At 41.2% G+C, this 24,108-nt stretch carries 22 protein-coding genes; 12 read left to right on the forward strand and 10 right to left on the reverse strand.

Annotated elements, in window-relative coordinates; all coding sequences use genetic code 11:
- Positions 1 to 305 precede the first annotated feature (305 nt).
- The 3 genes from FTU39_RS07345 (at position 306) to FTU39_RS07355 (ending at position 2,231) form a co-directional block, all read left to right on the forward strand.
- A complete protein-coding gene (locus FTU39_RS07345) occupies positions 306 to 860 on the forward strand; it encodes a YqgE/AlgH family protein (RefSeq protein ID WP_180051940.1) in 555 nt (184 codons plus the stop codon).
- Entirely contained in the window at positions 853 to 1,296 is a 444-nt protein-coding gene (gene ruvX / locus FTU39_RS07350; protein ID WP_096901348.1) for a Holliday junction resolvase RuvX, read from the forward strand. The genes FTU39_RS07345 and ruvX overlap by 8 nt, the downstream gene beginning before the upstream one ends.
- A 152-nt stretch (positions 1,297 to 1,448) precedes the next feature.
- Positions 1,449 to 2,231, forward strand: a complete 783-nt coding sequence (locus FTU39_RS07355) for an IclR family transcriptional regulator (RefSeq protein ID WP_004975841.1) — start codon at positions 1,449 to 1,451, stop codon at positions 2,229 to 2,231.
- A gap of 89 nt (positions 2,232 to 2,320) precedes the next feature.
- Here the strand turns inward: FTU39_RS07355 and FTU39_RS07360 are convergent, their stop codons facing one another.
- The gene (locus FTU39_RS07360; protein ID WP_179993499.1) at positions 2,321 to 2,938 is read right to left on the reverse strand and encodes an alpha-ketoglutarate-dependent dioxygenase AlkB; all 618 of its coding nucleotides are present in this window, start codon (positions 2,936 to 2,938) and stop codon (positions 2,321 to 2,323) included.
- Positions 2,939 to 3,080: 142 nt separating this feature from the next.
- Between FTU39_RS07360 and FTU39_RS07365 the strand changes: the two genes are divergently transcribed.
- Positions 3,081 to 4,883 (forward strand): ABC transporter ATP-binding protein, encoded by a 1,803-nt coding sequence (locus tag FTU39_RS07365; protein WP_154321120.1) that lies wholly within the window; start codon positions 3,081 to 3,083, stop codon positions 4,881 to 4,883.
- A gap of 49 nt (positions 4,884 to 4,932) precedes the next feature.
- Here FTU39_RS07365 and pgsA read toward each other — a convergent pair whose 3' ends face one another.
- From pgsA to uvrC, 3 genes are all read right to left on the reverse strand, one after another.
- The gene (pgsA, locus tag FTU39_RS07370; RefSeq protein ID WP_004975835.1) at positions 4,933 to 5,520 is read right to left on the reverse strand and encodes a CDP-diacylglycerol--glycerol-3-phosphate 3-phosphatidyltransferase; all 588 of its coding nucleotides are present in this window, start codon (positions 5,518 to 5,520) and stop codon (positions 4,933 to 4,935) included.
- A 105-nt stretch (positions 5,521 to 5,625) separates the two neighbouring features.
- A complete protein-coding gene (locus tag FTU39_RS07375; RefSeq protein ID WP_096901351.1) occupies positions 5,626 to 6,420 on the reverse strand; it encodes a thioesterase family protein in 795 nt (264 codons plus the stop codon).
- A gap of 224 nt (positions 6,421 to 6,644) precedes the next feature.
- Positions 6,645 to 8,444, reverse strand: coding sequence for an excinuclease ABC subunit UvrC (uvrC, locus tag FTU39_RS07380; RefSeq protein WP_004975832.1), 1,800 nt, complete (start codon positions 8,442 to 8,444; stop codon positions 6,645 to 6,647).
- A 185-nt stretch (positions 8,445 to 8,629) separates the two neighbouring features.
- Between uvrC and FTU39_RS07385 the strand changes: the two genes are divergently transcribed.
- On the forward strand, positions 8,630 to 9,694 hold the full coding sequence (locus tag FTU39_RS07385) for an AAA family ATPase (RefSeq protein WP_180051941.1): 1,065 nt from the start codon (positions 8,630 to 8,632) through the stop codon (positions 9,692 to 9,694).
- Between the two features lie 372 nt (positions 9,695 to 10,066).
- On the opposite strand, the gene FTU39_RS07390 is transcribed toward FTU39_RS07385, so the two are convergent.
- Positions 10,067 to 10,483: a PH domain-containing protein gene (locus FTU39_RS07390; protein ID WP_004975829.1), complete on the reverse strand. Its 417-nt coding sequence runs from the start codon at positions 10,481 to 10,483 to the stop codon at positions 10,067 to 10,069.
- Positions 10,484 to 10,804: 321 nt separating this feature from the next.
- A complete protein-coding gene (locus FTU39_RS07395) occupies positions 10,805 to 11,632 on the reverse strand; it encodes a hypothetical protein (RefSeq protein ID WP_242439149.1) in 828 nt (275 codons plus the stop codon).
- 584 nt (positions 11,633 to 12,216) lie between these two features.
- On the opposite strand from FTU39_RS07395, the gene fadB reads away from it, so the two are divergent.
- Complete coding sequence (gene fadB / locus FTU39_RS07400; protein WP_180051942.1) at positions 12,217 to 14,370, forward strand: fatty acid oxidation complex subunit alpha FadB; 2,154 nt, start codon at positions 12,217 to 12,219, stop codon at positions 14,368 to 14,370.
- A 12-nt stretch (positions 14,371 to 14,382) separates the two neighbouring features.
- Positions 14,383 to 15,555, forward strand: a complete 1,173-nt coding sequence (fadA, locus tag FTU39_RS07405) for an acetyl-CoA C-acyltransferase FadA (protein ID WP_004975824.1) — start codon at positions 14,383 to 14,385, stop codon at positions 15,553 to 15,555.
- A 145-nt stretch (positions 15,556 to 15,700) separates the two neighbouring features.
- On the opposite strand, the gene FTU39_RS07410 is transcribed toward fadA, so the two are convergent.
- Together FTU39_RS07410 and FTU39_RS07415 are read right to left on the reverse strand one after the other, a co-directional pair.
- Positions 15,701 to 15,973: a hypothetical protein gene (locus tag FTU39_RS07410; protein WP_004975814.1), complete on the reverse strand. Its 273-nt coding sequence runs from the start codon at positions 15,971 to 15,973 to the stop codon at positions 15,701 to 15,703.
- A 108-nt stretch (positions 15,974 to 16,081) separates the two neighbouring features.
- The gene (locus FTU39_RS07415; RefSeq protein WP_104852942.1) at positions 16,082 to 16,831 is read right to left on the reverse strand and encodes a hypothetical protein; all 750 of its coding nucleotides are present in this window, start codon (positions 16,829 to 16,831) and stop codon (positions 16,082 to 16,084) included.
- 253 nt (positions 16,832 to 17,084) lie between these two features.
- Here FTU39_RS07415 and FTU39_RS07420 point away from each other — a divergent pair, with 253 nt between their 5' ends.
- Entirely contained in the window at positions 17,085 to 17,786 is a 702-nt protein-coding gene (locus FTU39_RS07420) for a DsbA family protein (RefSeq protein ID WP_004975810.1), read from the forward strand.
- A gap of 172 nt (positions 17,787 to 17,958) precedes the next feature.
- On the opposite strand, the gene FTU39_RS07425 is transcribed toward FTU39_RS07420, so the two are convergent.
- Positions 17,959 to 18,159 (reverse strand): dodecin family protein, encoded by a 201-nt coding sequence (locus FTU39_RS07425; RefSeq protein ID WP_004975809.1) that lies wholly within the window; start codon positions 18,157 to 18,159, stop codon positions 17,959 to 17,961.
- A 373-nt stretch (positions 18,160 to 18,532) separates the two neighbouring features.
- Between FTU39_RS07425 and FTU39_RS07430 the strand changes: the two genes are divergently transcribed.
- The 4 genes from FTU39_RS07430 to FTU39_RS07445 all read left to right on the forward strand — a co-directional run bounded on the left by FTU39_RS07430 (position 18,533) and on the right by FTU39_RS07445 (position 21,974).
- Positions 18,533 to 18,697 (forward strand): hypothetical protein, encoded by a 165-nt coding sequence (locus FTU39_RS07430; RefSeq protein ID WP_019836107.1) that lies wholly within the window; start codon positions 18,533 to 18,535, stop codon positions 18,695 to 18,697.
- A gap of 326 nt (positions 18,698 to 19,023) precedes the next feature.
- Entirely contained in the window at positions 19,024 to 19,203 is a 180-nt protein-coding gene (locus FTU39_RS07435) for a hypothetical protein (RefSeq protein ID WP_004975807.1), read from the forward strand.
- A gap of 10 nt (positions 19,204 to 19,213) precedes the next feature.
- Positions 19,214 to 20,734, forward strand: a complete 1,521-nt coding sequence (locus FTU39_RS07440) for a hypothetical protein (RefSeq protein ID WP_180051943.1) — start codon at positions 19,214 to 19,216, stop codon at positions 20,732 to 20,734.
- Between the two features lie 94 nt (positions 20,735 to 20,828).
- Positions 20,829 to 21,974, forward strand: coding sequence for a hypothetical protein (locus FTU39_RS07445; RefSeq protein ID WP_180051944.1), 1,146 nt, complete (start codon positions 20,829 to 20,831; stop codon positions 21,972 to 21,974).
- Between the two features lie 140 nt (positions 21,975 to 22,114).
- Here FTU39_RS07445 and htpG read toward each other — a convergent pair whose 3' ends face one another.
- The gene (gene htpG / locus FTU39_RS07450; RefSeq protein ID WP_180051945.1) at positions 22,115 to 24,031 is read right to left on the reverse strand and encodes a molecular chaperone HtpG; all 1,917 of its coding nucleotides are present in this window, start codon (positions 24,029 to 24,031) and stop codon (positions 22,115 to 22,117) included.
- Positions 24,032 to 24,108: the final 77 nt, after the last annotated feature.

Raw genomic sequence — 24,108 nt, forward strand, 5'->3', positions numbered from 1 at the left:
CTGAAACATTTAACAAACCCACCTCACAAAGATAATAAAGCAATCAATTATTATGTTCCTATATCTTCAACTTTGTAACTAAATAGATAAATTTAATGACATCATTTTTTCTAAATTTTAGATTTATTCTTTTATTTATTCTTTGTCTCACTTTTACCAAAGCAAAGTTGTCATCAGAGTGGTTTTATGGGATAAGTACAGCTAAGTAATAGTAATTTGCATAATTGAACTTTAATGTTTACGCTGCTGCAAAAGAAGGCTTGTTAACTCTATTACACCACCTCTGTTTAAGGAGAATTGCTTAGGTGACCAAACAATATCTGACGCATCGCTGTCTCATTGCCCCGCCCGATATGAATGACGATTTTTTTGCAAATACCGTTATTTATTTGGCTCGTCATGATGAAGATGGTGCGCAAGGCATTATCATCAACCGTCCTTCTGGCATTCAGATCAAGGAATTACTGAATGATTTAGATATAGACGCCGATAATGTGCATCCTCACGAGGTTTTACAAGGTGGTCCATTACGACCTGAGGCAGGTTTTGTTTTACACACAGGGCAGCCAACTTGGCATTCATCTATCGCTGTTGGTGAAAATGTCTGTATCACCACCTCTAAAGATATTTTAGATGCAATTGCCCACAATGAAGGCGTTGGACGCTACCAAATTGCCTTAGGCTATGCCAGCTGGGGCAAACAACAACTCGAACAGGAAATTGCTCGGGGCGATTGGCTGATTTGCGAATCCGACATGGACTTAATTTTTAATTTACCTTATGACGATCGTTGGGATGCCGCTTATCGTAAAATGGGCGTAGATCCAACATGGTTATCTTCCGAGATTGGTCATGCCTGAAACAACACAAGCCCAAACCATTATGGCATTTGACTTCGGTACGCAAAAAATGGGCATGGCTGTGGGGCAGGCACTGATTGAAAGTGCGACCCCTCTCGCCCTCTTTCCCATGAAAGATGGCATTCCGCAATGGGAAAACTTGCTAAAAATTATCAAGCAACATCAGCCACAATTATTTCTAGTGGGCTTACCTTTAAATATGGATGATAGCGAGTCAGAACTGTCTACCCGTGCGCGTAAGTTTGCTAGACGCTTACGCCATCAAAGCAATATCAACACCCTAATGGTCGATGAACGCCTAACCACACGTGAAGCACGTGATGAGCTTGATCATTATCAAGCCCAAGGGCGTGGTAAAAAACTCGCTGCCGATAGTCTTGCCGCAGCACTATTGATTGAAAGCTGGTATCGTGACCCTCACGGCGTTCAGCCTTAAATCCTATTTCTGAATAGATAACATCGACAAATGCAAAAGAATTGGGACATTGATCGTTAGAATGCCTAAGACCATCTGTAAAAAGTCTATTGGTCTGGCGATTTTTTGATATAAAGTGACACCATCCTTTTGGTGTGAATGGGTAAATCCGCATGGCACTGTCTAGCTTTGGCAAGATTCTCACAGTCTTAGACTTATTTTCAACCGCACGTCCTGTCATTAATGTAGATACCATTAGTGAGGAACTCGGTTTATCTAAGCCCACCAGTTACCGCTATTTAAAAGAGTTGGTTTCGGCAGAGTTGTTGCAGCGCATGAGTGGCACATCAGGAGATTACACCCTAGGACCAAAAATTGCAGTATTGGATTTTATCTCTCGCACGACCGATCCATTGGTCACCATCAGTATTCCGTTTATGAAAAAAATTGCGGAACGTACTGAATTTTGCTGTTTGCTGACCCAACTCAATCAAGATTCCTGCATTGATGTGCATCACGAAATCTTTAAAGATACGCCTTTGCTGTCTTATGGTCGCGGCTGCCCACGTCCTGTTTATGTCGGCTCATCGCCAAAAATTATTATGGCACATCTGCCTAAAGCTAAAATTTTAGACTATTACCAACGTTTTTCTAACGAATTGGCACAAGTCAATTTTGCACAAGATGAAGATGACTTTTTGCAGCAAATGCGCAAAATCAAAAAACAAGGCTATTATTTTTCTAACGGCGAACTCGATGCAGAAATTGCAGGCTTATCTGTACCGATTCGTTTTTCATCTAAAGATGCACCTTATGCATTGACGCTGCTGGCATCTAAAAACCGTTTTGAATTTGTCAATTTGCAAAAACTGATTGAAATTTTGCAGGACAATGCAGAACAAATTGAAAAACAGGTGGAAGTACTGAATACCAGTTTTAGTATAGAACTCACTTAAAGATTTAGGTTGTTGATACCTTAAAGCACTGAATTTAAATACAATTAAAATTTATTCCTGAATAAGGATTTAGAGTGCTAAATCAAGTTTTATTCAATAGCCGTGTGAAAATAGCGAAAGGTCAGATTAATTCTGGGTTGTATAATTTTATTGGACTTCATTAAGGCATGTTTCCAATAGTGTTGTGTCGTGCCACGCATGACCAACAACTGACCGCTGTGCAACAGTAGCTCAACCTTGTTGGCGCGGTGTTTATGCTGAAAACAAAATTTACGGGTTGCCCCCAAACTCAAAGATGCAATGACAGCGTGTCTGCCTAAATTCGGCTCATCATCACTGTGCCAACCCAAGCCCTGCGTACCATCTTGATATAAATTGGCCAAACATGAATTAAAGGGATGCCCGACCCATTGTTCAATTTGCTGTTTCAATCGCCACAAAGCAGGCTGCCATAGCAGTGCCTGCTTAACTGCTCCCGAATAACGATATTGATACTGCTCATCGCCATACCATGCCACTTGGCGCTGTGTCCGATAATACTGACCAAAGAGCAGACCTTCATCAGGCTGCCATGCCAAATGTTGCAGAAAATACTGCAAATAACGCTCACTATGCTCCGCACTCAGCACCAAACCATAGTCCTGCACAATGCCGTCATAAGGCAGTACGTTGTCACAACGCTCAGGTGCAAACAATTCTAGATTCATGGTCATTCCTATGCTGAATAGCTTATTGTTTAATCTAAAACAAGGATCAGGACTGCTCACAAAATGACACAGCTTTTTGGCTTGTGAGTCGTGAAGTTCATCCTTAGACTTAAAATCATCGTTCTTATAACAATAATAGCTTATGAATTTATGGCATTTATTTCAAAAATTGCGTCCCTTCGTTCGACCTTATCAGCTCTTGGTGATTGCTACCTTAGTTTTAACGCTCATCGGCTCATTAACAGCTCAAGTCAATGCACTAACTTTACAATACGCTGTTGACCGTATTAACGCCTTAATTGAGGCAGGACAAGGTCTGTCTGCAGGCTGGCACATTTTAATCACCATTTCAGCCATTTTGCTGGGTAAAGAAATCATCAATGCCTTTGTGCAGTTTGGACAGAAGTTTTATGGTGAAAAACTACGCATTTTTGTGTCACAAGATTTGGCACAGGGCATTATTGAGAAATTTTTGCGTTATCGACTGGCCTTTTTTAATCAGGACAACAACCAAGCAGGTAAATTACAAACACGTATAGATCGTGGCATTGGTTCGCTCACCCGCTTAGTGCAAATTTTCTTTATTGATATTTTGCCACTCTTTACCAGTGCAATTGTGGCTTTGGGCTTAATGTATTATGCCAATTTTTATGTGGGTTTGGTCGCGACACTCATTGTGCCTATTTATTTTTGGCTGACCTATCAGCAGGCACAAAAACTAGGAAGCTGGCGACGTAATTTACGTGATGGACGTGAGAAAAAAAGCCAAGGGATTCTCAGCATCATCAACTCAATTACCGTGATTAAATCATTTAACAGAGAAAGCATCGAAGCAGAAAAACAACTCACCCTGCAGAAAAAACTGACCCACAATCAAATGCAGACTCGCCAAACCAGTTTTTTATTTGATGGTTTAAAAAGCTTTATTGAACAAATTGGCGTGGTGCTGATTATTATTTTAACTGCTTATTTTGTGTTAGATAGACAAATGAGCATCGGCATGATCATGTATCACGTGTTACTGTTTGGCAATGTTTCTGCCCCAATTCGCTCATTGCATCGTATTTATGATGAAGTCAATGATGCAATGATCTATTCAGAAAGCTTCTTTCAAATTTTGGAAGCCGAGCATGAAATTGAGCCAAGTGGTACGCTTAAACCAGTTATTCGAGGGCAGTTTGATCTGCAACAGGTAAACTTTTTTTATCCGAATGGACATCATGCACTCAAAGACATTCAAATGCAGATTCAGCCCAATAAAATTACCGCGTTGGTGGGATTGTCGGGAGCAGGAAAATCTACCCTGATCAGTTTATTAGATAAATTCTATGAACCACAACAGGGAACAATTCAGCTCGATGGGATTGATATTAACCACATCGACACTCAATATTTGCGTGACCATATCGGCTTGGTTTTGCAAAAAAATCATATTTTCCAAGGCTCTATTTTTGAAAATATTCGTTATGGCAAAACTGATGCAAGCTTGGAAGATGTGATTCTGGCAGCCCAAAAAGCCTCTATTCACGAACAAATTTTGCAATTGCCTCAGGCTTATGACGCAGATGCCCTCATGCTTTCAGGCGGTCAACAACAACGGATTGCCCTTGCACGTATGTTCCTGAAAAATCCACCTATTATTTTTTTAGATGAACCGACTGCTAGTCTGGATGCCATTGCAACCGAACAAATCAAACAAAGCCTCGATGAAATTAAACAAGGGCGTACGGTCATCATCATTTCACATAGCTTATCGCAAATTATTGATGCCGATTACACCTATGTCATGAAAGATGGCAGGATTGCGGAACATGGCGAACATGATGCGCTTTATCATCAAAATGGGGTTTATAAAGAAATTTTTGATGCGATGGCAAAAAGTTTAAATATTGAAAAAATTGCCAAAACTTATGAGGATGATGCCGAGGAAGAAACCCATAGTTAATCAAAAAGTGCTTCAATCAGAAGCACTTTTTAATGAAGAATCACGATATTTAAGGTTGTTTCAAATATGGCCATGCCGCTTTTAAATAAATAAACATCGACCAAAGCGTTAGAATTACAGCAGTATAGAGCAACAAATAAGCCACCATTTCCAATGGTTGCCAGTTCAATAAGAACACTGAAATCGCAATCATTTGGAATGCTGTTTTATATTTCCCCACTGTAGACACCGCCACACTGGTACGTGCGCCGAGTTCAGCCATCCACTCTCGTAAGGCAGATACGGTAATTTCACGGGAAATAATTACAATCGCGGCAAAAGCCATAGAAATAGTCGGTTGCCATTGCACTAAAACAATCAATGCCGCAGCGACCATAAGTTTATCGGCCACAGGGTCTAAAAAGCGCCCAAATGCAGAGGTCTGATTCAAAGTACGTGCCAAATAGCCATCAAACCAGTCGGTCACAGCAGCAATCACAAAAATAGACGTCAAAATAATATGACGCGTCATGCCACCATCATAACCATTTACGCCCATTGCAGGCGGCCAATACGCCACCAACAAAAAAACAGGAATCAAGGCGATTCGAGCCAAAGTTAATATATTTGGAATGTTCAGGATACGACCTGTTGTCATAGACACCGCCAATGTTTCCCCTCTTTACGCTGCATATTCACAAGTTTTTTGAGGATTTGTCATCGTGAATAGGCTTCACTTTATACGAAATGCTAGTAGGTGTCACTAGGCAAACACGGTGATGGTCTGTCGGGCAATCGCTATTAGCCGATCCTGATCATCCCATAAGTGCGCATATTCTGTGGCATAACCACCGCTAGCATGATCGGTAAAAACTTTATATTTCATCCAATCTTGCAGCTGATTTTGCAAAGGATTGACATAGGTCACATGCCAAGTCAGTGAACTGGCAGGAGCGAGCTGCTCAAACATCGGCAGTACTCCAGGCGGCCACATATCAAAAGCCACCATCAAATCGGCAATGGTCATGGCACGATTCGTATGCTGTTTTGGGTTAAAACGCATCCAGCCTGCAAAATCAGGTTTATGACTAGCAGTAAACGGATATTGTCCTTCAGACCAAACCAAATCCATCTGCTGAAAACATTCAGGTGCTAAAGGATGATGCTGTGTAACAGGCAATTCCGTTGCAGGTGGAAAATTGGGCGCAGTACGTTCTTGTTGCACCACAATGCTGGATTCACGTGCCGCACCAAAACTGGCAATTAAAATGCTTTGTACTGCATCATCCTGCCATAAACGAACTTCGACACTGGTCACAGATTTGCCTTCACGCAGAATTTCCGCCGTGAGCCGTGCCCGACCTTGTTGCACAGGTCCGACAAACGTGACACTGCTGCTTAGCAAGCGCTTTTTCGGATCGGCAATACAAAGCTGGGCTTTTTGCATCATCAAACCTGCCACCAATCCACCATAAATAGTGCGCCCCTGTAACCACCCAAGCGGGATGTCTATCCATTCTTGCTCGGCAATGGCTTGATAGGTCTGTAGCAACGACATAGCTTTTCCTTAAACAATGTTGTGGTTGATATTACAGGGTTTCGATCTGATGTGAATGTTCAATGACGACAGAGTCAATGCACTTTTTTGCTATTTACCTTTGTAGAAAATACTGCTTTTTATGCAGTAAATAGGGTCTGTTGACAATTCGTCTATGTTTGCGACGTGAGAGATATATCTCGCAAGATTTTTAGCTAATATAAGGCATGAGGCAGGAAATTTAGTCATTCATGCAGCACTTTATAAATCGTACGCGCCATTACTTCACCCAGTCCGGGTACTAAAGTCAACTCTTTTTCAGAAGCTTTCAGGACACCTTGTATGCCACCAAAATGGGTGAGTAAATCACGACGACGTTTTGGCCCTAAGCCCGGAATCACTTCAAGTATTGATGAGCCACGTTTTTTATCGCGCTTGGCACGGTGCTTGGTAATTGCAAATCGGTGTGCTTCATCACGTACCTGCTGAATCAAATGCAGCGCCTTATGATCTTCAGGCAGCTGAATTTTGCTGCCATCGGTAAAATGTAGCGTTTCTAGACCAGGTTTGCGTCCTTCGCCTTTGGACACCCCAATCATAAAGGCATCCAATCCTAACTCCTGCATGACCTCCATCGCCATATTCAACTGCCCTTTACCGCCATCAATCAGCAATAAATCGGGCAGCATGGCTTTTTTATAACGGCGCGTTAAAGCTTGGCGCATGGCAGCATAGTCATCTCCAGCCTGAATATCCTGAATTGAAAATTGTCGATAATCACGTTTGCGAATACCACCACTGTCAAATACCACGCAAGATGCCACAGTGTCTTCGCCCATAGTGTGCGAAATATCAAAACATTCAATTCGATCAATGGGGCGTCCAACCACTTGTTCTAACTGATGAAAACGCTCATTTAATTCAAAGTGATTAGCGAGTTTACCTTTAATAGCATGCTGCACATTCATTTGTGCCAATTCTTGCCACTCGGCACGGGTTTCACGCACTTTATGTTTAATTTGAATTTTTTTATCGAAGTGTTGCTGTAAGGCTTGTTCCAACTCTTTGCAATCTGCCACTTCCACATTAACAATCAATTCCGCTGGAATTTCATCGGCCACCTGAAAGTAAAAGTTGGCAATAAAATCGGCCAACATTTGCCCCAAATCATCGCCCAACATATCAGGAAAATAGCTTTTACCGCCCAGCATTTTGCCATTGCGCACATGCATAATTTGCACACAGGTCACACCTGCCTGATAAGCAATTGCGATAATATCGGCTTCGCCTTTGAGTTTATAAATGGCTTGCTGTGCCTGCACATCACGCAACAAAGCCATACGGTCACGGTAAAAGACTGCTTTTTCAAATTCCAACGCTTCGGCTGCAGCTTCCATTTTGGCAATCAATTGCTGATTCAGTTCTTTACTATCGCCCTGTAAAAATCGAATCGAATTATTAACATCTTCTTTATATTCTTCGGGCGAAATCAATCCTACACACGGTGCCGAACAGCGTTTGATCTGATATTGCAAACACGGACGCTGCCGTTGAGCAAAATAACTGTTTTCACACTGCCGCACATTAAACAGTTTTTGTAACACCACCAAAGTATCGCGGGCATTGTACGCACTCGGATAAGGCCCAAAAAACTTGCCTATCTGATGCTTGCCTTTGCCGCGTCCACTGGCAATACGCGGATAAGGCTGATCTGCCGACACAAAAATATAAACATAGGACTTATCATCGCGCAGCATAATATTGTACGGTGGACGATGCAGCTTAATCAGATTTTGTTCAAGCAATAACGCTTCAGTTTCGGAACGCACCACCAAAGTTTCAATATCATAAATACGCGCCACTAAAGCCTGCGTTTTAGGATGCTCGATGGTTTTGACAAAATAACTCGACACTCGGTTTTTTAAATTTTTGGCTTTGCCGACATATAACAACTCCCCGTCTTTACCCAACATACGGTAAACCCCTGGCAATTGGGTCATATTTGCCAAAATTTTCTCGATATGCTCACCTGCGTTTGGGTTCACGAGTCATCCTATTCTTGCTACATTCTTTACATGATGTGCTGCTTTATCTGATTTTTTCAAGCTTTATCCTGTGGCATAGCGCATGATCTATCCACTAAAACGATCAGCTCAGTGCTAAAAACGATCAGTCGGCAACACAAGATTTGCTATGCTCAGGCATCTTGTCAGCAGAAGGAAAGTGCAGGATGACGACCGCACCACACGGCATACCGACCATTCAATCCGCAACGTCCCAGCCGATCAGTACACATCAGTATGTATCCGCCAAAGACCGTTTGATTGGCAAGCCGCGCTTTCATTTTGAACCTACACAAGTCATGCAATTGTTACGTCAACGGATTATTGGACAAGATGCAGCGCTGAATGAAATCGAAAAAATGCTGTATGTGGTCAAGGCCGATTTCTCCAGCACAGAGCGACCACTTTCAGTGACTTTAATGCTTGGCCCGACAGGTGTTGGCAAGACCGAAACGGTGCGCCTGATTGCCGAAGCCATTTATGGTCGCCCCGATGCCTTCTGCCGCATTGATATGAATACCTTGGCGCAGGAACACTATGCGGCTGCACTCACAGGCGCGCCTCCTGGCTATGTCGGCTCTAAAGAAGGCCATAGTTTATTTGATGAAACTGCGATTGCAGGTTCGCACACCCGCCCAGGCATTATGTTATTTGATGAACTGGAAAAAGCCTCAAGCGAAGTGATACGTGGCTTAATGAATGTGCTAGATACAGGCAAACTGACCCTGACTGCAGGCACCAAAACCATCGACTTTCGCAATTGCATGATTTTTATGACCAGCAATGTGGGTGCTCAAGCCGCACAACAATACTTAGATAAATTGAATCTGTTGCCGCAAAAAGTACAACAACTGTGCTTAAAACACATGCCCACACAACGGATCATTGAAAAAGTCATGCAGCGTAAATTTGACCCTGAATTTTTAAATCGGATTGACCGTAGTTTGCATTATCAAGCGGTATCTGCTGATGCCCTGCCGCAATTGGTTGAAATTGAATTGGAAAAGTTAAACCATCGCCTGCAGCATCAACAACGCCAAGTCGAACTGACTGCAGCAGCTAAAGCCTATTTTTATCAGGGGCATGATATTCGTTACGGCGCACGGCATTTGGGGCGCAAAATTCGTACCGAACTTGAGCCTATTTTAGCTTTATATTTTTTAAAGTATCCTGAAAAATCGGAAATATGTGTAGATTGCAGTGCAAATCAATTGCACCTCAAAATAGAATAAGCCCGCGACTTATACTGCGTGAATCTTGAGAATGCCACTCTGCTCATCCTCAAAGTTTTGATGCTTATTTTTGCTTAAAAAGCCTAGGGTCTGTTGACAATTCGTCTATGTTTGCGACGTGAGAGATATATCTCGCAAGGTTTTTTAGCTGATATAAGGCATGAGGCAGGAAATTTAGTCATTCTAAATGACTGACTCATAACGCAATAGCAGCAAAAAATATGCTCGTTCCGAAGGACTGTGGCTAAAACTTTCTCAGATTGCGTTATGAAACTTGGCAATAGTCTCGCTATTCCCTGCGTTTCATGCCTGATCTGCTCAGTTTTAGCCTACAGCGCAAGCCATTTATGAAATGTCAACAGACCCTAGGGATTAGTCGGTAATTTCCATTCCCAAGGCTTGACTAAATTTGGTCTGATCTTTAGGTGAAACCAATACAAATTTTGGCTGCCCCGCTTGAAGATAATCAATTTTTAAACGCTTCAGCGACAAAGCAGGTGACGCTACAGAATTATTGGTTTTAGATATTTTTTGAATACTGTCGCGTGGAATGTCCCATTTTAAAAACATGCAACGGATCTGCAAGCGTTCTGCATCAACCTGATAACGCGTATTGAACACAGGCCACCACAACACAAAAATGGTAATGAAATACACCCCTGTGTGCACAGGAAATGCTGGCATCGTGCCTTTGGCGTACATGGTCAGCAATAACTGAATCAATAGACCAGACATACAAATCACAAAAGCCAAAACCCACCAATCTTTTTTAGAACGAAACGTTTGCATAAAAATTCCCCTATTTGCTTCATTCTATACATAAAAGTAGGCGGGAATTAAAGCACGTTGCTGAAATTTCTCAAAAATGTCATAAAAAACGCCCCGAAAGGCGTTGTGATGCTTTTAAACGCACTCAGTAGCCACAGATACAGGTAAGTCATACTTAATACGACTATCTTTTGAATTAATAAAAGCGGTATAAATATTAGGGGCTATATGTTCACATGCTGAAATCTTTACTACCCCTGTACTTGTCGCAAGGCTTCGATAACTCGCTAAATTAGAGCCTATTGTAGATGCACAAGTTGCAGCAGCCGCAGCCATAGAGACTTATTGCGCGGCACTACTGGGAGTATCAGATCCCTCAATTAAACGAGTTTCAGTAGAAGTTATCTCCGAAAAATTTAATAATTTTATTATCCGATTTCCTGTTTTAGTATTAGCACCTTTATCTACTTCGGCTAACTTAATCTTAAGGTTATTCCTTCCCTTGATATAAGGATATATATCAAGCATTGGAAATTTCTTACCTACGTTATGCTCAGCAATAGTAAATAGTTGAGGTTGAGCCAAGAATTTAGATGGAAAAGTAATCGTACTTTTACTATTCAGATTAATCGACTGATTAAACTTTGGATCAATTAGATAATATTTTAGTTCAGGGTTAAAAGGTAACGCAGTACTGGCTACTGGAAAGTAGCGCAATACACCATTTCCTTTACTGGTTTTATCTAAAACAATATATAAGTTCTGTCCTTGATATTCAGGATCAATTTTTACAGTTTCTTTAAACTTTAAATTCCCTTCAATTGATTGTTTACCTGTAGTCGGTTCAAAGAAAACTTCTCTAATTTGTTCATTATTTGGAATTAATACGTCTGCGACTAGTTGCCCTCTCGTGGTACTACTATTTACAACAGGTACATACTTATTAACATCGGCTTTCCAACAAGCAGTTGCTGAACACAAAGTTAAATTAGAAATATTAATCTCCCCAGCATCATTATTACTAGAAACTGTTAGATTAACCCTCAAGCGAGACATACTATCTCTTTGAATGCCCTTGTATCCTTCTAGATTTTGGGATGTAAACGGAGGCAAAGCTGCTAAGACGGATGTCGATGATACTAGTAAACTCAATGCGAATAGTTTTTTCATTTTTTATCACTTATTTAATTTTGCTCATTAAATATTAAAGTTTTTATTTAACATTTCCTTTAATAAATGTAATTTGATTGTTACCTACCAAATCTCATTCCATAATTCTTTTTAGGCTCGTTTATTTCTTTAACTTGCTGACTTACATTTCCAATGCCTGTAGAGCTAAGCAAAAAATAAAAGACCACATTGCAAGTCACTGCCTAAACTACCCATATCTACCGACTTCATGCTTTAAAACTTATAATCAAAACAAGGGATTGACTTTTCTGCCCACAACAACCCACTGATAACATCTATTTATCAAGCTTTTCTAAATCAAAAACACAATACAACCTGATTAAAAATAAAAGAGAAAACAATCACTTTCATCTTGCTTTAAACATAGGATTTTAAGATCGGGTCAAAAAGCAATTCCGTGCTATGAGAAAAATCATGACCCTTGCGTCACGGCTTGATACAACTTGCTATATTTTTTTTCGATATAGTTATCGTAAGATTAGCGAGGCATATATGTGTGCAGGACTATCGCACACGCTTCATAACATCAACTTAGAAGTCCTCCAAAATAAAGGAGATCAGGCATGATCCACGCTGGCAATGCCATTACCGTCCAAATGCTTTCGGACGGAATTGCAGAATTCCGCTTTGACTTACAAGGTGAGTCGGTCAACAAATTTAACCGTGCAACGATTGAAGACTTTAAAGCTGCGATTGAGGCTGTTAAAGCAAACAATGAAGTGAAAGGTTTAATCGTCACTTCTGCGAAATCAACCTTTATCGTGGGTGCAGACATCACCGAATTTGGCGCAAACTTCGCTCAAGGCGAACAAGCCATTGTGGATTGGGCATTGCCTGTTCACGACATCTTCAATGCTTTTGAAGATTTAGAAATTCCTAAAGTTGCTGCAATCAATGGTATGGCATTGGGCGGCGGCTTTGAAATGTGTTTGGTATGTGACTACCGTGTCATGTCAGACCAAGCACAGGTGGGCTTACCAGAAATCAAACTCGGTATTTTCCCAGGCTTTGGTGGTACGGTTCGTTTAAGCCGCGTTATTGGTATCGACAATGCGGTTGAATGGATGGCAATGGCCAACCCTAAACGTCCTGATGCTGCACTTAAAGACGGTGCTGTAGATGCTGTGGTTGCTGCAGATCAATTACAAGCGGCTGCGCTTGATTTGGTTAAACAAGCCATTGCAGGTCGTTTGGACTGGAAAGCAAAACGCCAAGAAAAATTAGACCCAGTGAAATTGAACCCACTTGAACAAATGATGGCGTTCAACACTGCAAAAGGTGCGGTATTAGCGAAAGCGAATCCTGCACAATACCCTGCACCAAAACTCATGCTGGATTCTTTACAAGCAGGTGCAAGCTTGCCACGTAATGACGCACTCAAGGCTGAAGCTGAAGGCTTTGCCAAAGCTGCTGTAACGCCTCAAGCAGGTGCGTTGATTGGTTTGTTTATCAACGACCAAGTGGTGAAGAAAACTTCTAAGAAATATGAAAAAGGTGCACATCCTGTTAACCAAGCGGCTGTTCTAGGCGCAGGTATCATGGGTGGTGGTATTGCTTACCAAGCGGCAAGCAAAGGCACACCAATCATCATGAAAGACATTGGTAATCCGCAACTTGCTTTGGGTATGAAAGAAGCCAATGGCTTATTGACCAAACAAGTTGAACGCAAAAAGTTAACCCCTGCAAAAATGGGTGAAACTTTGGCACGCATCCGCCCAACTTTAAGCTATGACGAGTTTAAAGAAGTAGATATCGTGATTGAAGCCGTGACTGAAAATCCGAAAGTCAAAGGCATTGTACTCAAAGAAACTGAATCTAAAGTACGTGAAAACACGATTATTGCATCGAATACATCGACCATTTCGATTACACGTTTGGCTGAAAACCTACAACGTCCAGAAAACTTTGTCGGCATGCACTTCTTTAACCCAGTGCACATGATGCCATTGGTAGAAGTGATTCGTGGTGAAAAAACTTCACCTGAAGCAATTGCGACCACTGTGGTTCTTGCTCAGAAAATGGGTAAAACACCAATCGTAGTGAATGACTGCCCAGGCTTCTTGGTGAACCGCGTATTGTTCCCTTACTTTGGTGCATTCGACTTGTTACTGAAAGATGGTGCAGACTTCCAGCAAGTCGACAAAGTCATGGAAAAATTCGGCTGGCCAATGGGTCCTGCATACTTAATGGACGTGGTCGGTATTGACACGGGCGTTCACGGTGCAGAAGTTATGGCTGAAGGTTTCCCTGACCGCATGAAGCCTGACTATAAAGGCTCAATCCAAGTCATGTACGAAAACAAACGTCTTGGTCAAAAGAATGACATTGGTTTCTACAAATATGAATTGGACCGCAAAGGCAAAAAAGCCAAAGTGGTTGATCCAACTGCATACGAGCTTGTGGCATCTGTTGCAACTGCTGAAAAACGTGAATTTGATGCACAAGAAATCATTGACCGTATGATGCTGGCTTTCTGTAACGAAACTGTTCGTTGCTTAGAAGACAACATTGTGGCAACACCATCTGAAGCAGATATGGCCATGATTATGGGTGTAGGTTTCCCTCCATTCCGCGGTGGTCCATGCCGTTACATCGACCAAACAGGTGTTGCTGAATACGTTGCACTTTGCGACAAATATGCACACTTAGGAAAAGCTTATGAAGCGCCACAAATGTTGCGTGACATGGCTGCTAACAACAAAAAATTCTACGGTTAAGGAGCAACGTGAATGGCTACTTTAAATCCACGTGACGTTGTCATCGTTGATGGCGTACGTTCAGCAATGGGTAAAACCAAAAACGGTATGTTCCGCAATGTACGTGCTGACAGCCTATCGGCTGAATTGGTTCGTGCTTTAGTTGCTCGTAACCAGTTTGATGTTAACGAAGTTGAAGATGTGATCTGGGGCTGTGTGAATCAAACCCTAGAACAAGGCATGAACATTGGCCGTAATATTGCGTTATTGGCTGATCTTCCAAAAACTGTTGCAGGTCAAACTGTAAACCGTCTGTGCGGGTCTTCAATGCAAGCCATCCACACGGCTGCGGCACAAATTGCAACTAATCAAGGTGATATTTTCATCATTGGTGGTGTAGAGCACATGGGCCACGTAGGCATGATGCACGGTATCGACATCAACCCTGCTGCATCTAAGCACTATGCCAAAGCATCTAACATGATGGGCTTAACTGCTGAAATGTTGGGCCGTATGAATGGTATTTCGCGTGAAGAGCAAGATGCGTTTGGTGTGGAATCTCACCGCCGTGCTTGGGCTGCAACGCAGGAAGGTCGTTTTAAAAACGAAATCATTGGCATTGAAGGTCATGACGCAAACGGCTTTAAACAGCTTTGCGACATTGACGAGGTAATTCGTCCTGATGCCAACCTTGAAGCATTCCAAGCGTTACGCCCTGTATTTGATCCGAAAGGCGGTACAGTAACTGCGGCGACATCTTCAGCATTGTCTGATGGTGCTTCTGCTATGTTGCTTATGTCTGCTGAACGTGCACAAGCATTAGGTTTGAAACCACGTGCGGTGATTCGCTCTATGGCCGTTGCAGGCTGTGATGCAGCAATCATGGGTTATGGCCCAGTACCTGCAACGCAAAAAGCACTTAAACGTGCGGGCTTGTCAATTGCAGACATTCAAACCTTTGAATTAAACGAAGCGTTTGCTGCACAAGGTCTATCTGTTCTAAAAGGCTTAGGCATTTATGATCAGCAAGATCGTGTGAACTTGAACGGTGGTGCAATTGCACTCGGTCACCCATTGGGTTGTTCAGGTGCGCGTATCACCACCACGTTATTGAACGTGATGGAACAACAAGACACGCAAATTGGTCTTGCGACCATGTGTATCGGTCTTGGTCAAGGTATCGCGACAATTATTGAGCGTGTGTAAAAAGTCTTCGTAATAAAAAAATCCTCGCATCATGCGGGGATTTTTTATTTTGTTGTTTTGAGCTGTTCTAATTTTTAAATTTTATTCTTTTGCATTGTTATCTTGAAGACTAGATGGCTGATCAGTTGTGATTTACCTGCACGGCTTAAACCAACAACTCCCCCATCAACCATGTCATATAGCGTTCTTTATCCATAAAGTCTGGGGCGCTGCCTGTATCCAAGCAATAATATTGTTGATTAAATTCAATCACAATTTGTTCAGTCTGATGCCAATCTTCAACCAAACGAAAGTGCTGATTAAAGAAGTAACGGTTCTTGCCCCAATTATTTAAATTTTCGAGTTTCGGGTAGTTTTTATTTTCTAAGAATTGCAAATACAGTTGTTGAATATCATCAAAGACTTGAATGCTGTTCATATTGGACCTGCCTAGCTGAGCAATTAAATCAACAGGCACAGTTTAGGCAAGAGATTTGAACGGCAGATGACATTCTTTTGACAATTTGATGTAAGGATTTGCCAGACCTTACAACTTGCTTTCCAGTGCCCGCTGATGCTGCTGAGTGATCTCTTGCATTTGCGTATTGAGCTGCACCATCTCTTGATATACCGCATTAAATTCTTTCAAGGCTGCATCTTCATAGAACATGAAGGTATTGTTTTTGAGCTCCCATTTATTGTTTTTTAAAATTGCAAACAACACATACGCCTTACCCAAATTTTTCTTTTCCAATTCAAATAATGCGTGTCCTTGGTCATTATGGCGGCTTTCTAGCAAAGATTCTGCTAAATGACGGCGCAAATTATGATTGATTTCAAGATTCTCAATCTGCTCCAAAGCCATCGCTTCATGCTGTTCTAAATGTTCCTGATACAGCTCTACCATGGCACGTACTTGCACCAACATGGCTTCGGTATCAGCATAGTCTTGTTTTTTATCTGCAGCAAGTCGTTGAGGATCTAAAAACTGATCCCAATTCAAGGCTTTTAATTCACGTAAATAGCTATTGCGCGCTTCGGCACTTTGCACCATGTGACTCAAGACAAAACTCGCCATAATTTGATAGTCGCCATCTAAACGATTATCTTTTAAGTCAATTTGAATCGGCTTAGACCAATCCTGTGCCTGTACAAAAATTTGTTCGGCTTTTTCATAAATCACATTTTGATAAGCATGCAATTGAGTGACTTGTTTTTGCTGCTGTTGATATTGATAAAACATCCCGCCAAAAATCAGCAGCGTTGCACATCCTATAATTAGCACTATACGTCGCATGCGTGCCCTCTTATTTTTTAGTATTTGCAATATCTTAGCGTGAAGCCTGTCACATTTGTATAGCATTTTATGCTTATTTTCTAATGCAGCCATTAGAATATAGTGAAATAAATCAATTCATTTATGCCTTTATATGATTCTGTATCCATGACGCTATTTGATCAGATGCTCAAAAATAAGTTTAGCATCGCTTTATGCTTTAAATTTTATGTAACATCCCCATCTTAGTAAAAAACAGAATTTGAGATTGTTCATGCGCGTTGATATTTGGTCAGATATTGTTTGCCCGTTTTGCTATATCGGCAAAAAACGTTTAGAGGCTGCTGCTGAAGAAGCAGGTGTAGAATTAGAAGTGCATTGGCACAGCTTTGAACTTGATCCAGATGCGCCACCGCGTCAGGAAGTGTCCAATTCAGAGCGTTTGGCACAAAAATATGGGCGCAGCCTTGCCGAAGTAGAAGACATGCAGCGTAATATTGCCGAAATGGCAAAAGCTGAAGGCATTGACTTTCAATGGGAAAATGCCAACTCTGGCAATACCTTTAATGCCCATCGTTTGGTGCATTTGGCGCAAAGTAAAGGCTTGGGCAGCGAAGCCAAAGAAGCTTTTTTCTATAGCTATATGACTCAAGGTTTGGCAATTGGCGAGCGTGAAACACTAGAAGATGTTGCATCACGTATTGGGCTGAACCCTGTAGAAGTGGATGATGTTTTGGATTCTGACGAATATGCCGACTTTGTAAAATTTGACCAAGAAGTTGCACGTGAACAATTAAACGTCACTGGCGTACCGTTCTTCGTATTTGATCAGCGTATTGCTTTAGCAGGTGCGCAGCCACGCGAAGTTTTTGTGCAAGTTCTGCAAAAAGCCCTTGAAACAGCAAGCGAGCTAGAGCTTGAAGATGCAGCAAGCTGCGATGCAGAACAATGCGATGTATCTGAACCTAAAGCTTAAGATTGAAATACAGACAAGGCTGAATAGTGTTCTTCCGGCTGATTAGACGCACAAAAAAATCCCATTACGGGATTTTTTTGTGCTTTTAAAATGGGTCAAAGTTCCAGCTTTGCCCCGCAACCATGCTTCGGTTAGTTGTCATCTTACTATGCTTCGTTAATGAAGCGAGGTGTTATTCAACCAAGAAGCTGATTTTTAAATTGACCCGATACTCCGTGATTTGATTGTCTTTAACCACCACTTTTTGTTCGTTAATCCACGCCCCTTGGACATTTTTAATTGTTTCTGTCACTTTAGCGATTCCAGTCTGAATCGCGTCTTCAAAACTTTTTGTACTGCTTGAATTAACTTCAACTACTTTTGCAATTGCCATGATTTTCTCACTGTCCTTTATCGTTATTGGAATTCCATCATAGATTAAAAAAACCGCATTTTTAGACTGTTTAACCAATCACAGCCAAAACATTACATGATTTCACACTGTCAAAAACTGTCACCATTCACCCGCATTTCAGACTTATCTAAATACAAATTTTGCAGACATCTCAACCATTTAAGCCTACAAAAAAACTAGAGCTAAAACTCTAATATATTGTTTTATATTGCTATTTTTAAAATAATTGCCGAAATGATCATTTTGTAAATTTTAAACTTTGTTATGATTCATGTGAATTTTTTATTTCGTTTGATCTCCCTACGATGTCTATTCTTCTGCCTAGACATTAACACTTTGGATGGATATTCCCATGAATATGTTTAAATCTGTTTTGATGGTTTCACTTTTAGCAATTGCTGCAAATGTATCTGCTCAAATTGTGCATGTACCTGATTTTCCAACTCAAAAAGTGAATACAGAATCGGCTGCATCTGAAGCTGTTGTAAATGAACCAACTTCGCAAAAGGCAGCTTAAGTTACGCGTTTTATCCACTAATTTTAGCTGTATTAATCTCTCCCATTTCTCTCCCCAAACAGCAGTCTAAAGCAGGCTGCTGTTTGTTTTTCTAATGCTAAATTTGCTTTAAATCGTCCATGCAACATCTAAAAACTGTGTTCTACCCAATTGCTAATACTTTTTTGGCACTGCGATTTAAATTTTTTTGATTATTTTTCATATAAAAAGCGCATTTTTTGTCAATAATGTCTAAAAAAGCACAAAAGCTGACAATTTTTAGCATGTATTTTTTAATTAAATCCATATAATTAAAGTGATTTTTTTCATTGCTATAGCAGATGCCTATGCAACAACTTCAAGCACTTATACAAAGAAAAATTCCACCTCAAGCGATTGAGGTCAGCCATTTAATCGAATTAGCCAAACGCTATCCTCAACCACAATCGGCAGAATATAAATTGATTGAATTGGCTCTGAATATTGTCTTGGCAGATTATTTGGAAAAAGCACAACAACATATTTAAGTATGCATCAATGAATACACTAGAAAAATCACTGTTGATTAAAGAATTACGCGACTTAATTGATGCTTTAACGCATAAAAGACTCAGTCTGTATGAAACAGCCAAAGCCAAAGCACGCATTAAAGAAATTTTTATGCTGTGCGATAAACCGATTTTTCAAAAACAGTTGCTCACATTTAAAGCCTCACAAAATCCAATTCAAACTGCGGTAACTTTTGCAGAACAAAGTTTATATGCACAATCTTTTCGTGGCGTATTTACACAACTTGAAGCACTTGAAACAGTACTTTATCAACAGCCTGAAGCAGGTTGGGCGATTTTGTATCAACCGAGAGCAGGTTGGCAAATTTGGTTAATTCCTGCTGCTGACCGCACTGCTTTACTAAGTGAGTTTCAAGATTTAGAGCAGGTCTATCGCTGGATGTTGGAACAGCAGCAACAATATCACTGCCTTCAAACCGATGCAGAACTCAAGCAAGCTGCTGTGCTAGAAGCTGCTCAAACTGTAACGATAGAAGCAGCACAAACTCAACCAATTTTTGCCACTGTAGACCCAGAAGAAAATAAAGCTGCAGATCCGCCAATTCAATTTGACTTTATTAGAGACCACATCGCTACAGAAGAAGTTGCCTCGTCTGATACTCAAGTTGTGGACGTGGCTAAAGATGAACTTACAATTGAACCGACAGCAGACCAAACGATCATTTCCAACGCAATACTGAATACAGCTCAGCCTGATGCAACGACAATAGATACTGCCCAGATGACGGCTGGCACGCAAAAACCAAGCGTCAACCCAGCTTATAATCTATTGTTAAGCCAATATAGTTGCCCCATTTCTGCGCTCAATCTTAGCCAAAATGAGTCAGCACAGTTGTATCGGGTCTTTTTGCCTGAAGCGCCAGAAGTCACGCAATATGCCGATGTATTGGTGCATTTGTCTGATCCCGAAGAAGATCAGCAACAGGTGTTGGCGCGTGCGGTATATTTGGCAGAGCAAACCAATACGCAAGGACGCTTTATTAAATATGTGGTACTGCTTGGCGCATTAGATCAAATGCAAGCGATTCGTTTGACTCAAAACTTTTGCCAACAGTTTGAACATGAAATTGCAGCAATACGTGAAATTTCTTGGGAAAAATTACAAGAACATTTATTTGATTTCGATCAGCTTTTTCAATGCTATAGTCATGATGCTCAAATCGTGTGGCAGCAAGAGCATTATTTTCCTTTCATTCCGATACAGCACATTCAAACTACTAAGTTTATTCAGTTTGAAGAAAGTGAAGCACAGAGTCATACCCCTTTGATTTTACTGAAAGAACGACAAAAAATTCGTGTGATTCATGGTCAAAAGCGCTTACAACTGTCCCGTACTGAACAAGCTATACCGCACATTTTATTAGATCGACAACAAGGTATTAGTTGGCAAATGATTCAAAAAGTCATCTCCCAATTACAGCAACCGATTGATGCTTTGCAGTTATGCCAAGCACTTCAAATGTATCAAGAAAAAGAGGTTTCTGCCTAAAAACTGCCGTTTATATTATGATTTTGTAGCCAAGTCTTGCTTTTATCTCATAGATTTTCAACACTAACAAAAATGGCTTAAAGATCAGTAAATAATGTCAAGAATAAAGCACACATCGCCTTTTATATTAAGCTGTCTCTTAAGTGGGGTCGCAGGCATCACTTTTGCACAAGAATCAACTCAATCAGTGGATCAAGCCCATACGTCACTGCCACCTTATGAATTGCCTGTCGCTCCGCCAAGTGCAGTAGATAAAAGCAGTTTTTATTACACGATTCCACGTTGGATTGATGCTACACCGACGGTATTACCCGAACAATCCAATGAACCCATTGTACCTGCCACCGCAGAAACGGAACATTTAACTTGGTTCGATCAACGTCAAAAAAATATTCGCAACTGGGCAGATAAAACAGCACATAAACTGGATAACTGGTTTGGTGAACCAAGTCCTGAACAGCCTGCCTCAGCCACTTTACGGGTTTTGGTCGATAGCAGTTGGGACAAGCATAATGAATATGAAGTCAAACCTCGTATTCGCGGGAAAATCCAACTGCCTACGCTTGAAAATAAACTCAGTGTGGTCTTTGGTGATGACTCGCTCGATAACGAATTGCAAAATAACGTCGCCATTACCAACGAAAACCCAGCGCATGACGCAGACAAAACCGTAGACAGCAAACGTAGCCGTGAAGACAACAGTTCTCTGGCAATACGTTGGTCGAACTTTGCCGAGCGTCTACCTTTTGAAACAGATGTCGATTTAGGGGTACGTTCTGGCGATGATATTTATCTGCGTTTAAAAGCCTCTAAAGACTGGACTTTGGAAAATGATTTCTCTTTTCATGCCGAACAAATTTATCGTTATGGCATCGACAGTGAAAATTATCTCAGAACCAACTTGGAGCTCACGCACGCACGCCCCAATCAGGCTTTCTTGTCCAATCAATTTAGCCTGACCTATGCCGATGAACAAGATGATGATTTGGTTTGGGACAACTACACCTTTAGACAACATCAATTCTTTGCAGGCAACCGCTTTAACTATGGCATTTATACAGGCGGTTATTATCACGATGATGACTTACGTTTAAATCGTTGGGGGCCATTTGTCTCTTGGCGTCAACCATTTTTACGTGAATGGTTCTTTATTCAGGGCGATGTCAATTATTTAAATGATGATCGCGCAGATCGTAATCATTATCTCGGTGCTTTAGTGCGTTTAGAAGCCATTTTCTAAACAGGTAACATCTACAATCAAGCCAAATTAAAAAACCAAGTCTTGCGAACAGGACTTGGTTTTTTTGCAAGATGATCTTGCAAGATGACGATGCATTATTTGTACAACGCATCATCGATCATGTTCATGCGAAAGCAGACTTACTTTAACAGTAAGCTATTAATACGTTTCACATATTCCGCTGGGTCTTCAGGCAAGCCACCTTCAGCAATCACAGCTTGATCAAAAATCACATGCGCCAAATCATCAAATTGATTGGAGTCCTGTAATTTTTTCACCAAAGGATGCTCTGGGTTGATTTCCAAAATTGGCTTCATATCAGGTACAGCTTGCCCTGCATCCTTCAACATACGAATCAATTGTGGTGACAGTTCACCTTCACCTGTTACCAAACAAGCAGGGGAATCAACCAAACGTGTAGTCACACGCACTTCTTTGGTTTTACCGCTTAAAGATGCAGACAATTGCTCAACCACAGGTTTAAATTGTTCTGCAGCCGCGTCTAAAGCTTTCTTCTCTTCAGCATCTTGTAGATCGCCTAAATCAACCGCACCTTTAGATACGTTTTGCATTGGCGTGCCATCAAACTCCTGCACAAAGTTCATCGCCCACTCGTCTACGCGTTCTGCCATCAACAACACTTCAATGCCTTTTTTCTTAAACAACTCCAACTGTGGAGAATGCTTTGCTGCGTTCAAGTTGTCTGCCGTAACGTAGTAAATGGCTTTCTGACCTTCTTTCATTCGCGCTTTATAGTCCGCCAATGAGGTACTGATGTCATCATTACTTGAAGTAGCGTAGCGTAATAATTTCAGGATACGTTCACGGTTGCCAAAGTCTTCGCCTAAGCCTTCTTTTAAGACTGAACCAAATTCTTGATAGAATTGCTTAAATTTTTCTTGGTCTTTTTCATCTTCAGACTTGGCTAAATTGTCCAACATGGTCAACACACGACGGGTATTGCCTTCGCGGATGGTTTTAACATCACGGCTTTCTTGCAATAACTCACGGCTCACGTTCAATGGCAAATCGGCGCTATCCACCACACCTTGTACAAAACGTAGATAGTTCGGGATCAGGTTCTCTGCCTCATCCATAATAAATACGCGCTTCACATACAATTTAATCCCCGCTTTGGCTTCACGAGTAAAAATGTTGTGCGGTGCTTTACTTGGCACATACAACAACTGGGTGTATTCAGTACTGCCTTCAACGCGGTTATGCGCCCATGCCAATGGTGCGTCAAAATCATGACTGAGGTTTTTATAAAATTCGATGTACTGTTCTTCACTAATTTCGTTTTTATTGCGCGTCCACAACGCACTGGCCGAGTTAATTGCTTCCCATTCATCAGTTTTCACATACTGACCTGCTTTCGGCGTTTCACCTTCAGCTGCTTCTTCTTGCTGCCATACTTCTTTCTGCATTTGAATTGGCAAACTGATGTGATCAGAGTATTTATTGATGATCTGCTTAACTTTGTAGCTTTCTAAATAATCCAGTGCATCTTCACGCAAGTGCAGAATAATATCGGTACCCCGTTCTGCTTTGTGAATTTGCTCAACATCAAACTCGCCAGTACCCGTGCTGCTCCAACGCACGGCTTCATCTGCAGCCAATCCTGCACGGCGTGATTCCACAGTAATTTTATCTGCCACGATAAAACCTGAATAGAAACCCACACCAAATTGACCAATCAATTGCGCATCGGCTTTTTGATCGCCCGTTAATTTAGACATAAAGTCTTTGGTGCCCGATTTGGCAATGGTACCCAAATGCTCAATCGCTTCCTGTTGGCTTAAACCAATGCCGTTATCTGAAATGGTTATGGTTTTTTGATCTTGATCTAAACGAATACGCACACGTAAATCAGGATCATTTTCATAATATTCAGGATGATTGATACCCTCAAAACGTAATTTGTCGCAGGCATCTGATGCGTTAGAAATCAGTTCACGCAAAAAAATTTCAGGGTTGGAATAAAGAGAATGGGTCACCAAATGTAATAACTGCGCCACTTCGGCTTGGAAACTGTGTTTTTGGCTGTGCTCGCTCATTCATCACTCCTTAAATTCATAAACATGGTTATTGTTGGATGTGTTAATGAATTGGAGTGATTGCCAGATTTTTCAAG

The organism is Acinetobacter sp. YH12099, assembly GCF_013419195.1.
Taxonomy (GTDB): Bacteria; Pseudomonadota; Gammaproteobacteria; order Pseudomonadales; family Moraxellaceae; genus Acinetobacter; species Acinetobacter towneri.

What these genes read in the sequence shown, in the direction of transcription:
- FTU39_RS07420 (WP_004975810.1), top strand. Translation starts at nt 17,085, where the DNA reads ATGCGCGTTGATATTTGGTCAGATATTGTTTGCCCGTTTTGCTATATC.
- FTU39_RS07445 (WP_180051944.1), top strand. Translation starts at nt 20,829, where the DNA reads ATGTCAAGAATAAAGCACACATCGCCTTTTATATTAAGCTGTCTCTTA.
- FTU39_RS07360 (WP_179993499.1), bottom strand. Translation starts at nt 2,938, where the DNA reads ATGAATCTAGAATTGTTTGCACCTGAGCGTTGTGACAACGTACTGCCT.
- FTU39_RS07425 (WP_004975809.1), bottom strand. Translation starts at nt 18,159, where the DNA reads ATGGCAATTGCAAAAGTAGTTGAAGTTAATTCAAGCAGTACAAAAAGT.
- FTU39_RS07385 (WP_180051941.1), top strand. Translation starts at nt 8,630, where the DNA reads ATGACGACCGCACCACACGGCATACCGACCATTCAATCCGCAACGTCC.
- pgsA (WP_004975835.1), bottom strand. Translation starts at nt 5,520, where the DNA reads ATGACAACAGGTCGTATCCTGAACATTCCAAATATATTAACTTTGGCT.
- htpG (WP_180051945.1), bottom strand. Translation starts at nt 24,031, where the DNA reads ATGAGCGAGCACAGCCAAAAACACAGTTTCCAAGCCGAAGTGGCGCAG.
- FTU39_RS07410 (WP_004975814.1), bottom strand. Translation starts at nt 15,973, where the DNA reads ATGAACAGCATTCAAGTCTTTGATGATATTCAACAACTGTATTTGCAA.
- FTU39_RS07375 (WP_096901351.1), bottom strand. Translation starts at nt 6,420, where the DNA reads ATGTCGTTGCTACAGACCTATCAAGCCATTGCCGAGCAAGAATGGATA.
- FTU39_RS07390 (WP_004975829.1), bottom strand. Translation starts at nt 10,483, where the DNA reads ATGCAAACGTTTCGTTCTAAAAAAGATTGGTGGGTTTTGGCTTTTGTG.
- fadB (WP_180051942.1), top strand. Translation starts at nt 12,217, where the DNA reads ATGATCCACGCTGGCAATGCCATTACCGTCCAAATGCTTTCGGACGGA.
- FTU39_RS07395 (WP_242439149.1), bottom strand. Translation starts at nt 11,632, where the DNA reads ATGAAAAAACTATTCGCATTGAGTTTACTAGTATCATCGACATCCGTC.
- FTU39_RS07430 (WP_019836107.1), top strand. Translation starts at nt 18,533, where the DNA reads ATGAATATGTTTAAATCTGTTTTGATGGTTTCACTTTTAGCAATTGCT.
- FTU39_RS07435 (WP_004975807.1), top strand. Translation starts at nt 19,024, where the DNA reads ATGCAACAACTTCAAGCACTTATACAAAGAAAAATTCCACCTCAAGCG.
- FTU39_RS07415 (WP_104852942.1), bottom strand. Translation starts at nt 16,831, where the DNA reads ATGCGACGTATAGTGCTAATTATAGGATGTGCAACGCTGCTGATTTTT.
- FTU39_RS07440 (WP_180051943.1), top strand. Translation starts at nt 19,214, where the DNA reads ATGAATACACTAGAAAAATCACTGTTGATTAAAGAATTACGCGACTTA.
- FTU39_RS07365 (WP_154321120.1), top strand. Translation starts at nt 3,081, where the DNA reads ATGAATTTATGGCATTTATTTCAAAAATTGCGTCCCTTCGTTCGACCT.
- FTU39_RS07355 (WP_004975841.1), top strand. Translation starts at nt 1,449, where the DNA reads ATGGCACTGTCTAGCTTTGGCAAGATTCTCACAGTCTTAGACTTATTT.
- fadA (WP_004975824.1), top strand. Translation starts at nt 14,383, where the DNA reads ATGGCTACTTTAAATCCACGTGACGTTGTCATCGTTGATGGCGTACGT.
- ruvX (WP_096901348.1), top strand. Translation starts at nt 853, where the DNA reads ATGCCTGAAACAACACAAGCCCAAACCATTATGGCATTTGACTTCGGT.